General features: G+C 70.4%; 14 protein-coding genes and 1 pseudogene. All 15 read right to left on the bottom strand.

Annotation, left to right across the window (positions count from 1 at the left end; translation table 11 throughout):
• Positions 1-35: 35 nt before the first annotated feature.
• Positions 36-1,802, bottom strand: a complete 1,767-nt coding sequence (locus tag AB0N66_RS11440; protein ID WP_365431583.1) for a biotin carboxylase N-terminal domain-containing protein — start codon at positions 1,800-1,802, stop codon at positions 36-38.
• Positions 1,803-1,888: 86 nt separating this feature from the next.
• On the bottom strand, positions 1,889-3,286 hold the full coding sequence (gene ahcY / locus AB0N66_RS11435) for an adenosylhomocysteinase (protein ID WP_365431580.1): 1,398 nt from the start codon (positions 3,284-3,286) through the stop codon (positions 1,889-1,891).
• Positions 3,267-4,132 (bottom strand): annotated as a pseudogene (metF, locus tag AB0N66_RS11430) (methylenetetrahydrofolate reductase [NAD(P)H]). The gene ahcY and the pseudogene metF overlap by 20 nt, the downstream one beginning before the upstream one ends.
• A 61-nt stretch (positions 4,133-4,193) precedes the next feature.
• On the bottom strand, positions 4,194-5,177 hold the full coding sequence (locus tag AB0N66_RS11425; RefSeq protein WP_365431577.1) for a carbohydrate kinase family protein: 984 nt from the start codon (positions 5,175-5,177) through the stop codon (positions 4,194-4,196).
• 1 nt (position 5,178) lies between these two features.
• Positions 5,179-6,414, bottom strand: coding sequence for a methionine adenosyltransferase (metK, locus tag AB0N66_RS11420; RefSeq protein ID WP_365431574.1), 1,236 nt, complete (start codon positions 6,412-6,414; stop codon positions 5,179-5,181).
• Positions 6,411-7,487 carry a methyltransferase gene (locus tag AB0N66_RS11415; RefSeq protein ID WP_365431571.1) on the bottom strand — a complete coding sequence of 359 codons (1,077 nt, stop codon included), beginning with the start codon at positions 7,485-7,487 and terminating at the stop codon, positions 6,411-6,413. Before AB0N66_RS11415 ends, metK begins: the two co-directional genes overlap by 4 nt.
• Positions 7,484-7,711, bottom strand: a complete 228-nt coding sequence (locus AB0N66_RS11410; RefSeq protein WP_365431569.1) for a hypothetical protein — start codon at positions 7,709-7,711, stop codon at positions 7,484-7,486. The genes AB0N66_RS11415 and AB0N66_RS11410 overlap by 4 nt, the downstream gene beginning before the upstream one ends.
• Complete coding sequence (locus tag AB0N66_RS11405; RefSeq protein WP_365431566.1) at positions 7,704-8,033, bottom strand: TcmI family type II polyketide cyclase; 330 nt, start codon at positions 8,031-8,033, stop codon at positions 7,704-7,706. Before AB0N66_RS11405 ends, AB0N66_RS11410 begins: the two co-directional genes overlap by 8 nt.
• 42 nt (positions 8,034-8,075) lie before the next feature.
• Positions 8,076-9,206, bottom strand: coding sequence for an acyl-CoA dehydrogenase family protein (locus tag AB0N66_RS11400; protein WP_365431563.1), 1,131 nt, complete (start codon positions 9,204-9,206; stop codon positions 8,076-8,078).
• A gap of 45 nt (positions 9,207-9,251) precedes the next feature.
• The gene (locus AB0N66_RS11395; RefSeq protein ID WP_365431560.1) at positions 9,252-10,457 is read right to left on the bottom strand and encodes an acyl-CoA dehydrogenase family protein; all 1,206 of its coding nucleotides are present in this window, start codon (positions 10,455-10,457) and stop codon (positions 9,252-9,254) included.
• A complete protein-coding gene (locus AB0N66_RS11390) occupies positions 10,454-10,936 on the bottom strand; it encodes an SRPBCC family protein (RefSeq protein WP_365431557.1) in 483 nt (160 codons plus the stop codon). The genes AB0N66_RS11395 and AB0N66_RS11390 overlap by 4 nt, the downstream gene beginning before the upstream one ends.
• A 2-nt stretch (positions 10,937-10,938) precedes the next feature.
• Complete coding sequence (locus AB0N66_RS11385) at positions 10,939-11,199, bottom strand: acyl carrier protein (RefSeq protein WP_365431554.1); 261 nt, start codon at positions 11,197-11,199, stop codon at positions 10,939-10,941.
• Between the two features lie 58 nt (positions 11,200-11,257).
• The gene (locus tag AB0N66_RS11380) at positions 11,258-12,478 is read right to left on the bottom strand and encodes a beta-ketoacyl synthase N-terminal-like domain-containing protein (protein ID WP_365431551.1); all 1,221 of its coding nucleotides are present in this window, start codon (positions 12,476-12,478) and stop codon (positions 11,258-11,260) included.
• Entirely contained in the window at positions 12,475-13,737 is a 1,263-nt protein-coding gene (locus tag AB0N66_RS11375; protein ID WP_365431548.1) for a beta-ketoacyl-[acyl-carrier-protein] synthase family protein, read from the bottom strand. Before AB0N66_RS11375 ends, AB0N66_RS11380 begins: the two co-directional genes overlap by 4 nt.
• Complete coding sequence (locus AB0N66_RS11370; RefSeq protein ID WP_365431545.1) at positions 13,734-14,129, bottom strand: cupin domain-containing protein; 396 nt, start codon at positions 14,127-14,129, stop codon at positions 13,734-13,736. The genes AB0N66_RS11375 and AB0N66_RS11370 overlap by 4 nt, the downstream gene beginning before the upstream one ends.
• Between the last annotated feature and the right edge of the window lie 23 nt (positions 14,130-14,152).

The raw sequence follows: 14,152 nt of genomic DNA, 5'->3' as shown, positions 1-14,152 counted from the left end.
GGCTGATCGTGGCCGTGGACTGTTCAGGGAATCACTCAGTCCTTGATTTCACGGATGGGTGTGCCGGAGGTGAGGGAGGCGCCGGCCTCGGCGGTGAGGCCCTTGATGGTGCCGGAGCGGTGGGCGTTGAGGGGCTGCTCCATCTTCATGGCCTCCAGGACGACGATGAGGTCGCCTTCCTTGACCTCCTGGCCCTCCTCGACGGCCACTTTGACGATGGTGCCCTGCATGGGGGAGGCGAGGGTGTCGCCCGAGGCCACCGGCCCGGACTTCTTGGCCGCCCGCCTCTTGGGCTTGGCGCCCGTCGCCAGACTGGTGCGGGCCAGGGACATGCCCAGGAAGACGGGGAGGGAGACCTTCAGGCGCTTGCCGCCGACCTCGACGACGATCGTCTCGCGGTCGGTGTCGTCCTCCGCCTCACCGTCGGTGGGGGCGGTGAAGGGCTTGATCTCGTTGACGAACTCGGTCTCGATCCACCGCGTGTGGACCGTGAACGGGTCCGTGGAGAGGGTGAGTTCGGGGGCGAGGGCGGGGTCGGTGACCACCTTGCGGTGGAAGGGGATGGCGGTGGCCATGCCCTCGACGGTGAATTCCTGCAGAGCGCGGGCGGCGCGCTGCAGGGCCTGCTGCCGGGTGGCGCCCGTGACGATCAGCTTGGCGAGCAGCGAGTCCCACGCCGGGCCGATCACGCTGCCGGACTCGACGCCCGCGTCCAGGCGCACGCCCGGGCCGGACGGCGGGGTGAAGGTGGTGCCGGGGGCGGGCAGGAAGCCGCGGCCCGGGTCCTCGCCGTTGATGCGGAACTCGAACGAGTGACCGCGCAACTCCGGGTCGCCGTAGCCGAGGTGCTCGCCGTCCGCGATACGGAACATCTCGCGTACGAGGTCGATGCCGGCGACCTCCTCGGTGACCGGGTGTTCCACCTGGAGACGGGTGTTGACCTCCAGGAAGGAGATCGTGCCGTCCATGCCGACCAGGAACTCGACGGTCCCGGCGCTGACGTAGCCGGCCTCCTTCAGGATCGCCTTGGAGGAGGCGTACAGCTCCTCGACCTGGGCGTCGGAGAGGAAGGGCGCGGGGGCCTCCTCGACCAGCTTCTGGTGGCGGCGCTGGAGCGAGCAGCCACGCTTCGACACGACGACCACGTTGCCGTGCGAGGCGGCCAGGCACTGCGTCTCCACGTGCCGGGGCTTGTCGAGGTAGCGCTCCACGAAGCACCCACCGCGTCCCAAGGCGGCGACGGCCTCACGTACGGCGGAGTCGAACAGCTCGGGGACCTCCTCCAGCGTGCGGGCGACCTTCAGGCCGCGCTCGCTACCGCCGAAGGCGGCCTTGATCGCGATGGGCAGCCCATGCTGCTCGGCGAACGCGACGACCTCGTCGGCACCGGACACCGGGTCCGGCGTACCGGCCACCAGTGGGGCACCGGCGCGCTGGGCGATGTGACGGGCGGCGACCTTGTCACCAAGATCGCGGATGGCCTGCGGGGGCGGGCCGATCCAGGTCAGACCGGTGTCGAGGACGGCCTGGGCGAAGTCGGCGTTCTCCGAGCGGAAGCCGTATCCGGGATGGATCGCGTCCGCCCCGGAGTCCTTGGTGGCCTGCAGCACCTTGGCGATGTCGAGATGGCTGGTCGCCGGGGTGTCACCGCCCAGGGCGAACGCCTCATCCGCGGCGCGGACATGCGAGGCGTCCCGGTCCGGCTCGGCGTACACGGCCACGCTCGCGATCCCGGCATCCCGGCAGGCCCGGGCAACGCGGACAGCGATTTCGCCACGATTGGCGATGAGCACCTTGCGCACGATTGAGGCTCCCTCTCCTCAGAACATGGGGCTCGCAGGACATGGGGGCCCACGCTCCTCGACGTTGGCCCCTCAGGTGTGCGGACTCAGTAGCGGTATTGGTCCGACTTGTACGGGCCATCGACCTCGATGCCGAGGTAGGCGGCCTGCTCGGGGCGGAGCGTCGTCAGCTTCACGCCGAGCGCGTCGAGGTGGAGGCGGGCGACCTTCTCGTCCAGGTGCTTGGGCAGCACGTACACGTCGGTCGGGTACTCCTCGGGCTTGGTGAACAGTTCGATCTGGGCCAGCGTCTGGTCCGCGAACGAGTTGGACATCACGAAGGAGGGGTGACCGGTGGCGTTGCCCAGGTTCAGCAGGCGGCCCTCGGAAAGGACGATGAGGACCTTGCCGTCGGGGAACGTCCAGGTGTGGACCTGCGGCTTGACCTCGTCCTTGACGATCCCGGGGATCTGCGCCAGGCCCGCCATGTCGATCTCGTTGTCGAAGTGGCCGATGTTCCCCACGATCGCCTGGTGCTTCATCCTGGCCATGTCGCCGGCCATGATGATGTCCTTGTTGCCCGTCGTGGTGACGAAGATGTCGGCCTTGTCGACGACCTCGTCCAGCGTCGTCACCTGGAAACCGTCCATCGCCGCCTGCAGCGCACAGATCGGGTCGATCTCGGTGATGATCACCCGGGCGCCCTGTCCGCGCAGGGACTCCGCACAGCCCTTGCCCACGTCGCCGTAGCCGAAGACGACCGCGGTCTTGCCGCCGATGAGGACGTCGGTGGCGCGGTTGATGCCGTCGATCAGAGAGTGGCGGCAGCCGTACTTGTTGTCGAACTTCGACTTGGTGACGGCGTCGTTCACGTTGATCGCCGGGAACAGCAGGGTGCCGTCGCGGTGCATCTCGTAGAGACGGTGGACACCGGTCGTGGTCTCCTCGGTCACGCCGCGGATCTCCGAAGCGAGCTTCGTCCAGTCGAGCGCGTTGTGCTCCAACAGGGCGCGTACGACGGCGAGTTCGTCATCGGTCGCTTTCGGCAACTCGGCCGTCTTCTGGTACTCGACGCCCTTGTGGACGAGGACCGTGGCGTCCCCGCCGTCGTCGAGGATCATGTTCGGGCCCGTGTGTCCGGGCCAGGTCAGGGCCTGCTCCGTGCACCACCAGTACTCCTTCAGGGTCTCGCCCTTCCAGGCGAAGACCGGGATCCCGGCGGCGGCGATCGCGGCGGCGGCGTGGTCCTGGGTGGAGAAGATGTTGCACGAGGCCCAGCGGACCTCGGCGCCCAGGGCGACCAGGGTCTCGATGAGGACGGCGGTCTGCACCGTCATGTGCAGGGAACCGGTGACGCGGGCACCGGCCAGTGGCTGCGCCTCCGCGTACTCCTTGCGGATGGACATCAGACCGGGCATCTCGTGCTCGGCGAGGGTGATCTCCTTGCGGCCGAACTCGGCCAGGGAGAGGTCTGCGACCTTGAAGTCAGCGAACTCCGTGGACACTGAGGCTCCTTGAGCTCTGGACGTTGCGGTGAACGTCGAGGGCGGCGGTGGCGCGGTTCAGGGTGATGTAGTGCAACCCGGGCGCTCCTTCGGCGAGGAGACGTTCCGCCATGGCGGTGGCGCGTTCGACTCCGATGCGGTGCCCCGCGGCGGGGTTGTGGCGAGCCGCTTCGAGGCGGTGGGCGAGGTCCTCGGGGAAGGTGGCGCCGGACAACTCGGCGAAGCGGCGGATCTGGCCTACATCGGTGGCGGGCATGATCTCCGGGATGATCGGGATGTCACAGCCCGCGGCAGCGACCCGGTCGCGCAGCCTCAGATAGTCCTCGGCCCGGACGAACATCTGCGTGATGGCGTAGTCGGCACCGGCACGGCACTTCGCCACGTAGTGCCGGACGTCCGACTCCCAGTCCGCCGACCGCGGGTGTGTCTCGGGGAAGGCGGCCACACCAATCGTGATGTCGCCCAAGGACCGTACGAGTTCGACGAGCTCGCGTGCGTAGGTGAAACCCCGCGGGTGTGGTGTCCAGCGGCCCCTGGGGTCGCCGGGCGGGTCCCCGGGAGCACCAGTACGTCCCGAATGCCGGCATCCGCGTACATGCCGATGATGTGGCGCAGCTCGGCGACCGAGTGACCGACCGCGGTGAGGTGGGCAACGGGACGCAGTGTGGTCTCGGCGGCGATGCGCCTGGTGACGTCGATCGTCCGGTCGCGTGAGGAGCCCCCCGCCCCGTAGGTGACGGAGACGAACGTGGGGCGCTGGGCCTCCACCCGGCGGATGACGTCCCAGAGGGTGTGCTCGCCCTTCGTGGTGCGGGGCGGGAAGAACTCGAAGGAGAACGTCGTCATGAGCCCCGTCCAGCCTCGCGAGGGGCGGAGGAAGGGTTCGCGGTCGTCACCGGCCTGGCGGTCATCCCTGGCCCACCACGTGTGCCGCGATCTCCGCTGCCGCTGCCGGTCCGTAGGTGTCGGCGACACGGGTTGAGAACTCCGTGGGGACCAGCTTGTACTCCTGGGTGCCGACCGTTTCCAGGACGGTGGTCGCCAGGGCGGAGCCGGCCTGTGCCGAGCGTTCCGGTGACAGACCGCGGCCCAGGCCGGCGAGGTATCCGGCCCGGAAGGCGTCGCCGCCGCCCGTCGGATCGGCGATGCGCTCGGTCGGTACGGCGGGAACGGTGAGGGCCGGGGCGCCGGTTGCCCTGACGGTCGTACCGGCGCCGCCGCGGGTGACGATCCAGGTGCCGACCCGGTCGAGGACCTGCTCCTCGGTCCAGCCCGTACGTTCCTGGAGCAGTGCGGCCTCGTACTCGTTGGTGAACAACAGCTGGGCGCCGTCGACGAGTTGACGTGCCTCCTCGCCACTGACGCGGGCCAGCTGCTGCGAGGGGTCGGCTGCCCTGGCGATGCCCAGGGCCCGGCTCTCGGCGGTGTGCCGCGCCATGGCTGCGGGGTCGTCGGGGGCCACCACCACCAGGTCGAGTCCGCCGGTGCGGGCCGCGACGTCGGAGAGCGCGATGTCGCGGGCCTCGCTCATGGCGCCGGCGTAGAAGACGGCGATCTGGTTCTGGTCGGCGTCCGTCGTACACATGAAGCGGGCGGTGTGGCGGGTCCGGCTCACCTTCACCGAGCCGGTGTCGACGCCGTGGTCGCGCAGCCAGTCGTCGTACTCCGCGAAGTCAGTGCCGGCGGCGCCCACCAGTACGGGGGTGAAACCGAGGAGGCCCAGCCCGAAGGTGATGTTCGCGGCGACTCCTCCTCGGCGTACCTCCAGCTTGTCGACGAGGAAAGACAGGGAGACGGTATCCAGCCGGTTGGCGATGAGCTGTTCGGTGAAGCGGCCGGGGAAGACCGTCAGATGGTCGGTGGCGATGGAGCCGGTGACGGCGATCCGCATCTCAGACCCCCGCGGCCGTACGCAGGGCCGCCACCCGGCCTGTCTTCTCCCAGCTGAAGTCGGGCAGTTCGCGGCCGAAGTGGCCGTACGCCGCCGTCTGGGCGTAGATCGGGCGCAGCAGGTCGAGGTCGCGGATGATCGCGGCCGGGCGGAGGTCGAACACCTCGCTGATGGCGCTCTCGATCCGGCTCATGTCGACCGTGTTCGTGCCGAACGCCTCCACGAAGAGGCCCACCGGCTCGGCTTTGCCGATCGCGTACGCCACCTGGACCTCGCAGCGCGAGGCCAGACCCGCGGCGACGACGTTCTTCGCGACCCAGCGCATCGCGTACGCCGCCGAACGGTCCACCTTCGACGGGTCCTTGCCCGAGAAGGCGCCGCCACCGTGACGGGCCATGCCGCCGTACGTGTCGATGATGATCTTGCGGCCGGTCAGGCCCGCGTCACCCATCGGACCACCGATCTCGAAGCGGCCGGTGGGGTTGACCAGGAGGCGGTAGTTCTCGGTGTCCAGTTTGACGCCGTCGTCGAGGAGGGCCCTGAGCTCGGGCTCGACGACGAACTCGCGGATGTCGGGGGTCAGGAGCGCGTCCAGGTCGATCGCCGGAGCGTGCTGCGAGGAGACGACGACCGTGTCCAGGCGGACAGCCTTGTCGCCGTCGTACTCGATGGTGACCTGGGTCTTGCCGTCGGGGCGCAGATACGGGACGGTCCCGTTCTTGCGTACCTCCGAGAGCCGGTGGGAGAGCCGGTGGGCGAGGTGGATCGGGAGCGGCATCAACTCCGGCGTCTCGTCGCACGCGTAGCCGAACATCAGGCCCTGGTCGCCGGCGCCCTGCTTGTCGAGCTCGTCCTCAACGCCGTCGACCCGCTTCTCGTACGCCGTGTCGACACCCTGCGCGATGTCGGGCGACTGGGCGCCGATCGACACCGAGACCCCGCATGAGGCGCCGTCGAAGCCCTTGGCCGAGGAGTCGTAGCCGATCTCCAGGATCCGGTCGCGGACGAGCTGCGCGATCGGCGCGTACGCCCGTGTGGTCACTTCCCCGGCGATGTGCACCTGACCGGTGGTGATCAGGGTCTCGACGGCGACCCTCGAGGCCGGGTCCTCGGTCAGCAGCGCGTCGAGGATCGTGTCGCTGATCTGGTCGGCGATCTTGTCGGGGTGGCCCGCGGTGACGGACTCCGAGGTGAAGAGGCGCAGCCTCTTGTTCTGCCGTGGTGGTGCGCCGGTCATCGTTCGGTCCTCTCGTCGGAGCGGGAGTTGGAGGCGGCGCCGGTAGCGGCCGGTGTGGCCAGGATCAGTGCCTCCGCCCAGGGTGCTTCCTGGCCGACCTCGGGCATCTGTACGTCGGTCAGGCGGAAGCCGGCGCGGTCCAGCAGCGCCGTGAGTTCGTCGAGCGTGCGTTCCTGACCGCCGAGCACGACCAGCATCTGGAGGTCGGAGAACTTGCCCGGATGGAATCCGGCGACGTCGGGGATCACCTTGTCGATGAGGACCAGCCGCGCGCCCGTCGGCATCGCCTCGCGGACGGTGCGCAGGATGCGCAGCGCGTCCTCGTCGTTCCAGTCGTGGATGACGCGGGACAGGATGTAGCTGTCGCCGCCGGTGGGAACGGAGTCGAAGAAACTCCCTCCCCTGATCTCCGCCCGGTCCAGCACATCGCGGGACCGGAACAGGTCCGGGGCCTGTGTGACGCCGGCGGGAGTGTCCAGGAGGATGCCCTTCAGCTTTGGGTTCCGCTCCAGGAGGTGGGCCAGAAGTCCGCCCGCACCGCCGCCGACGTCCACGACGACCTGGTCGCCGTCGAAGTCGCAGCGGTCGACCGTCTCCGTCGGCGCGCCCGTCTTCGCCATCGCGTTGAAGGAGGTGCTGGCGCCGGACTCCCGGGCGAGATAGGCGAAGTGCGAGAGGCCGTAGACGTGATCGAAGGCGGCCTCGCCGGTGCGGACGGTGTGCATCACCTCCGACCAAGCGCGGAAGCTCTCCTCGCCGTTGACGATGATGAAGTGGCGCAGACCGCGCGGGGCGTCGGAGCGCAGGGCCGCCCCCGTCGCGGTCGTGCCGAAGACCTGGCCGGGGTGCTCGTCCAGCACGCCGAGGGCCGCGAGGGCCCGGCAGAAGCGGTAGAGCGCCCCGGGGTGCGCGCCGGTCTCCTCGGCGAGGTCGGCACTGGACCTGGGCCCCTGCGCAAGTGCGTCCGCGAGGCCGAGCTTGGCTGCGACGTACAGGCTCTGGAAGGCCCACGGGGCGGTGGTGACGACCAGTTCGTTGAGTGCGACGGCGTCCGGCCGGGGGGCTCCGCTCATGGTGTGCCTTCCTCTGAACTCCGGTCGGGTGAGTGCCGGTCGGGTGAGTGCAGGTCGAGGAACATGAGATGCGGCTGGGCCAGGCCGTACCACCAGCCCAGATGCATGAGGCCGAACGCGAAGGAGCACCAGATCCGGTACGACAGCGGTGCGCACGGGGGCACCTTGTAGCCGTACTCGAACGGGTCCAGCATGCGGTGGCCCTGGCGGGTCCGCTCAAGCATCGCGTTCCCAGCGGTAGAACTCGTGGGCCATGGCGTCCTTCGGCTCGCGCCAGGTCTCCGGGTCGTACGCCGCCACGAAGGGGCCGAGTTCCTCGCTGATGCGCCGGAACTCCGGGTGCTTGCGGTTGCGGGTGACGGCGGCCTCGACCGGCTCGACGCCCTCCACGAGGTGGAGATAGACCCCACCGAACTGGAAGAGGGTGCGCGAGCGGACGCCGATGGTCTTCGGCAGGTCGGAGTCACGGTCGGAGCGCCCGAAGATGTCCGCGATGTCAGGGGCGGCATCGGGGAGCATGCGGGCGACGATCAGGCTTCGGTACATCTGGCTCTCCTGGTTCGACGACGGTCTTCCGGGCGGGGGCGGTCAGATGAGGAAGTCGGGGACGTCCTGGCCGAGCAGGACGGAGCCGACGCGGCGCTGCGCCTCCAGGCCGAAGGCGATGTGTTGTGCGGCGGTCTGGACGTCGCGGAAGTAGCGCTGGAGCGGGGCCCGGTTGTAGAGCTGGCTCGCTCCGCAGGCCCGCATCGCGGAGTCGGCGACATCGAGCGTGGCCCGCATGGCGTGCTGAACGGCGCTGGTCAGCCGGGCACGGGACTCCGGTGTGGCGACACCGTCCCGGGTCTCCTCCCAGACCCGGCCCACCGCCTCGTACACGAACGCCCGGGCCGCGCCGACGGTGGCCTCGCAGCGGGCGATCTCGGCCTGCACGATGGGGGTCTGCGCGAGCAGTGTGCGCTCGGTGTTGCGCTTGGCGAGGACGATCCCCCGGTACTCGTCCACGATGCGCCGGGCGGCCCCGAGCGGGAAGCCGGCCATGGCGACGAGCAGGTAGGTCATGTACGGCAGCCGGTACAGCGGGCCCTCCTCGCGCGCCGGGCCGTACGGGTCGAAGGTGAAGCGGTGCGGGACGAGCAGGTCGGTGGCTTCGATGTCGTGGCTGCCGGTGCCGCGCAGCCCGGCGACGTGCCAGGTGTCGTGGATGGTGACGGCGGCGCGGGGCAGCAGGGCGAAGCGGGGCGGCCCGGCGGCCGGGCGGTAACCGGCCACCAAGTGGTCGGAGAGCCCGCAGCCGCTGGTGTAAGGCCAGCGGCCGGTGAGTCGGATACCGTCGTCGCCGGCGTCGGCAGCCGTACCGAGGGGTGCCATCGAGCCGGTGATCAGCGGTGCCGGAGTGGCGCTCACGATCTCCTCGGCCACCTCGGGGTCCAGCCAGGCCAGATAGCCGGCGCCCTGGCCGATCAGGACGGTCCACCCGGTGGCGGCGTCGCCGCGGCTCAGCTCTTCGACGACCCTGACGATCGTGAGCGGTTCGGCTTCGTGGCCGCCGAGCGAGGCCGGCGTCATCAGGCTGAACAGGCCCGCGGCGCGCAGTTCGCCCGCCAGGTCGGCCGGGACGGTGCGGCCGGACTCCACTTCCAATGCCCGGTCCGGGAGGGTCGCCGCCAGTCGGACGGCCTCCTCCACCGGGGAACTCTCCAGTTTGGTGACGGACATGGTCCCTGCCTCACTTGTCTGGGTCGGTGGGCTCGGTGGTGGCGCTCACACGCCGAAGAACGCGGGCGCCGTCTGCAGGCCGAGCCGGGCGTTGGCGATGCGCTTGCGGGAGTCGAAGGAGAAGGCCACGTGCTGGGATCCGGCGACGAGGTCGCGCATGCAGCGCTGGAGCGGGTTGGTGTCGAGAACGGCGGCCGTTCCCGCGAGCCGGAACACGCCCTGCACCAGTTCCCGGCCGGTGTCGTAGACGTGGATGACCGCGGCGGCCAGCCGGGCCCGCGCCGCGTAGTCGAGCGGGTCGTGGGCGAGCGCGCCGAGCAGCTCGTCCAGGGTGTCCAGGAGCTGTCGGCGGGCCGCGTCCAGGGCCGTCTCGTGCTTGAGCATCGCGACCTGGACGGCGGGGTCCTCAAGGTACAAGGTGCCGCTGCTCAGCAGCTTCCGGTCGGCGAACTGCGACCGGGCCTCGTCGAGGGCGCGGCGGGCGACACCGAGGGGGAAGCCCGACATGACGGTGAGCAGGAGGTTGTAGGCGGTCAGCCGGTACAGCGGGTCGTCGTACGTGGCGCGCTCGAAGTAGGGCACGGAAGTGTGGGCGAGGGGCAGGTCGATGCCCTCGGCGACGATGTCGTGGCTTCCGGTGCCCTGGAGGCCGGCGACGTGCCAGGTGTCGTCGATCCGGGCCTGGCCGGCCGGGAAGTGGGCCACTCCCATGATCGGGGCGCCCCACTGGTTGGTCTTCGGCCGGTCGTTCTCCATGACGATGAAGCCGCCCATGAACCAGTGGGCGTGCAGGCTTCCGCTACCGAAGGGCCACCGCCCGGTGAGGGTGTATCCGGTGCCGTCGGGCTTCGGCACGGCCTGGCCGAGGGGGGCCTGGCCGCCGGCGACGATCAGGTCCGGGGTCTCGGACAGGATCTGCCGGGCGACCTCGGGGTCGAGCCAGGCGAGGAACGCGTTGCCGATGTTTCCGATGAGCAGGGACCAGCCGGTCGCGCCGTCGCCGCGGGACACCTCCTCGATGATCTCGACGATGGTGCGGGGCGAGGCGCCTGTGCCGCCGAGTGCGGTGGGCATGGCGAGCCGGAACAGGTCGTGCTCGGTGAACTCCTTCACCAGGTCCGGCGGGAGCGTGCCGGCGGACTCGATGTCGAGGGAGCGTGCCGGGAGGCCGGCCGCGATGCGGCGCGCGGACTCCAGCAGGGTCCGGTCCGTCTCCGCCGCGGCCGGGGTGGTGTCGATGCCGCTGGTCATGCGCGCGTCTCCTTCGACTGGGCGAGGCGCTCCTGGGCGCGTGCCTCGACGCGCCGCCGGATCAGATCCATCTGCGCCACGCTGTTGCGGTTGATGTTGCCGGTCATCCAGGCGTCGTCCACGGGGGCTTCGGGCTTCATCGCGAAGTCCTGCTTCCAGTCCATGCGGACGCCGCCGGGCACCTCGGTGTAGGCCCAGTGGATGTGCATGTGGGCGAAGGGGCCGGTCTCGACGCGGTGCGCCTTCACGGTGCGGGTCTCGGGGTCCGTCTCGCGCTGCGAGACCCAGCTCCAGACCTGGCCCTGTTCGTCGGGGTGCATGGTCAGCCGGAACACCACACGGTGGCCCTCGCGTTCGAGGATCTCGACGGAGGCGTACTCGCTGAACAGCTGCGGCCAGTTCTCCACGTCATTGGTCATGTCCCAGACGAGGTCGAGGGGCGCCGCGATGACCACGGAGTTGCTGGTGCTCGCGCTCATGGTCAGGCCGCCGATCGGAGCAGGGTGTTGGCCATGTCGAGCAGTTCGTCCGGGGACGCGCACTGCTCGGCGTCCGAACCGAGCGGGATGCCGAGGATCTGCTCCAGTTCGGCGACGATGCCGAGCAGGCCGAGGGAGTCGACGGCCAGGTCGGCGAAGGTGGGCCGGGTGTCGCGGAGCACGGCTCCGTCGGTGCGGGCTCCGGCGCACCTGGTGATCACTTCGGCGAGCGCCTCATGGCTGAGCGCCGTGGATGCGGACATGTTTCTCCTCCGGAGTGGTGGTTGCGGAACGCTGTTCAGGGCTGGGGCAGAGGTTGGGTCAGGGAGTGGCGCGCAGGACCAGTGCCGAGTTGCCGCCCGCCATGCCCCGGGCGAGGACGAGTGCGGCACGCGCCCCGGTGGGACGGGGAGCACCCGTCACCAGGTCGATGTCGTACGGGGTTCCGGTGACGTAGGGGGTGGGCGGGACGAGGCCGTGGCGCAGGGTGAGGGCGGCGAGCGCGACGTCGAGGGCGGCGGCTCCCGCGTACGCCCGTCCGAAGCCGGACTTGGGGGCGGTCACCTGGACGGAGTCGAGGGCGGGGCCGAAGACGTCCCGCAGGGCGGTGACCTCCGCGCGGTCCGCGGCCGGGACGCCCAGCCCGTCGGCGAAGACCACGCCGATGTCGTGGGGTGCGCACTCCGCCTCGTCGAGGGCACCGAGGATGGCCTTGGCGAGTCCTTCCGCGCTCTGCTCGTGGCGCAGTGCGCCGGTGTGGGTGCCGGCGTGGCCCGCCAGGTACGCCCACGGTTCGGCGCCGCGGGCGTGGGCCGCTTCCGCTTCCTCCAGGACGAGCATGGCCCCGCCCTCCGCGGGGGTGAAGCCACGGGCCCCGGTACTGAAGGGCAGGTAGGCGTGGTCCGCGTCCTGTGCCTCGCTGAGCAGTGCGTGGCCGTACTGGCAGGCCATGGAGAACGGGGCGAACGGTGCCTCGGCGCCGCCGACGAGCATGGCGGTGGCGCCGTAGCGGATGTCACGGGCGGCGTGCGCGATGGCGTCCAGGCCACCGGACTCGTCGGCGACGAGGACTCCGCAGGGTCCCTTGAGGCCGTGCCGGATGGACAGTTGCCCGGTGCTGGCCGCGTAGAACCAGGCGATGGACTGGTACGGGCCGACGTGCCCCGGTCCCCTGCTCCACAGCCGTTCGATCTCGCGCTGCCCGAACTCGACTCCCCCCGCGGCGCTCGCCGTGACGGCGCCGAAGGAGTACCGCGGCAGCGTGTCGGGGCGAAGGTCGGCCTGTTCCAGGGCGAGGTCGGCGGCGGCGAGCGCGAACTGGGTGAAGCGGTCGGTCTGCACGGTGATGCGTGAGTCGATCGCCGAGGCGGGGTCGTAGTCGCGCACCTCGCCCACGATGGTCAGGGGATATCCGTCGGAGGGGTACCGGGAGAGCCTGCCGAGGACTCCGCGGCCGTCCAGCGCGGAGCGCCAGAACGTGTCGGCTCCCACGCCGGAGGGCGCGATCACCCCGATGCCGGTGAGGGCGGTCCGCCTGGTCATCGCGCGTGCTCCCCCGGAGTGAGGACGACGGCGGACTGGAAGCCGCCGAAGCCGCTGCCGACCGACAGGACGTTGCGCAGCGGGGCCTCGCGTGCCTGGTGCGGCACGTAGTCGAGGTCGCACTCGGGGTCCGGGACCTCGAGGTTGGCGGTCGGCGGCACCGTGTCGTTGTCCATCGCCAGGACGCAGGCGACGAGTTCGATGGCGCCGATGGCGCCGAGCGAGTGCCCGACCATCGACTTGATGGAACTGACGAGGGTGTCGTGGGCGTGCGCGCCGAGTGCCTTCTTGACGGCGGCGGTCTCATGGCGGTCGTTCTGCTGGGTGCCGGAGCCGTGGGCGTTGACGTAGTCGATGGTGGAGGGGTCCACGCGGGCCTGCCACAGGGCCTGGTCGATGGCCTCGGCCATCTCCACGCCCTCCCTGGTCAGGCCGGTCATGTGGTAGGCGTTGCCCCGGGTGGCGAAGCCGCTGACCTGGCAGCGGATCCGCGCGCCGCGCCGCCTGGCGTGTTCGGCCTCCTCGATGACGAGTACGGCGGCTCCTTCCCCCAGCACGAACCCGTCGCGGGTGCGGTCGAAGGGCCGCGAGGCGTGGGCGGGGTCGTCGTTACGGGTGGAGGTGGCCCGGATGGCATCGAAGCAGGCCACCGTGATCGGCGAGATGGGGGACTCGGCGGCGCCGGCGATGACGACGTCCGCCTTGCCCTCCTCGATGAGCCGCAGCGCGTATCCGATCGCGTCCAGCCCGGAGGTGCAGCCGGTGGACACGGTGGTCACGGGCCCCCGGGCACCGGCCAGTTCGGCGACCTCACCGGCCAGCGGTGCCGGGGAGAACACCCGGAACAGGTCGCTGGTGACCTTGCGGTGGTCGACCGTCCAGGTGGCACCGCGGGCGCTGGCGGCGACGTACTCGGCCTCCAGCCGGGTGGTGCCGCCCACCGCGCTGCCCATGGAGACGGCGGTACGCCAGGACGCCTCCTCGTCGGGTTCGAGTCCGGCCTCGACGAGCGCCTCCTGCGCAGCGGCCACGCCGAACTGCACGTAGCGGTCCATGCGGGTGATCTGTTCCGGGGTCAGAACGGTCCCCGGGTCGAAGTCGCACTCGGCGGCGATACGGGAGCGGAAGCCCTCCGGGTCGAACAGGGTGATCCCCCGGGTGGCGGTGCGGCCAGAGGAGAGAAGGTCCCAGAATGCCTTGGCGCCGGTGCCGCCCGGGGCGACCACGCCCACGCCGGTCACCACCGCGCGTCGGGTCACGTCAGCACCTCGGTGTCGATGTGGCCGAGTTCGGGCCGGGGGGCGAGGGGACCGAGGTGGAAGACGATGCGCGCCTCCTCCTCACCGGTGTTGCGTACGCGGTGCCGGACACCGATCGGAACCAGAAGCCCCTGCCCGGCCCGTGCCTCGTGGGGCACGCCGTCGAGGTCGACGGTGATCTCACCGGTGGTCAGATACAGGAACTCCTCGGAGTACGGGTGGTAGTGCTCCACCACGCGCTCTCCGGGCTGGAGGATCGCCACGCCCAGGAAGCCCGAGGTGGAACCGACCGTGCCGGGGCTGAGCAGGGTGCGCATGTCACCGCCGCGCTTGCGGTTGGCGGGGACGTCGTCGATGCCGACGATACGGATGGTGGGCTTGCTGGTGGTCACAGAGACTCCAAGCGGGCTGGACG

It is taken from the genome of Streptomyces sp. NPDC093544 (genome assembly GCF_040683495.1).
GTDB lineage: Bacteria > Actinomycetota > Actinomycetes > Streptomycetales > Streptomycetaceae > Streptomyces.
This window is presented reverse-complemented; position numbering and strand designations above follow the sequence as displayed.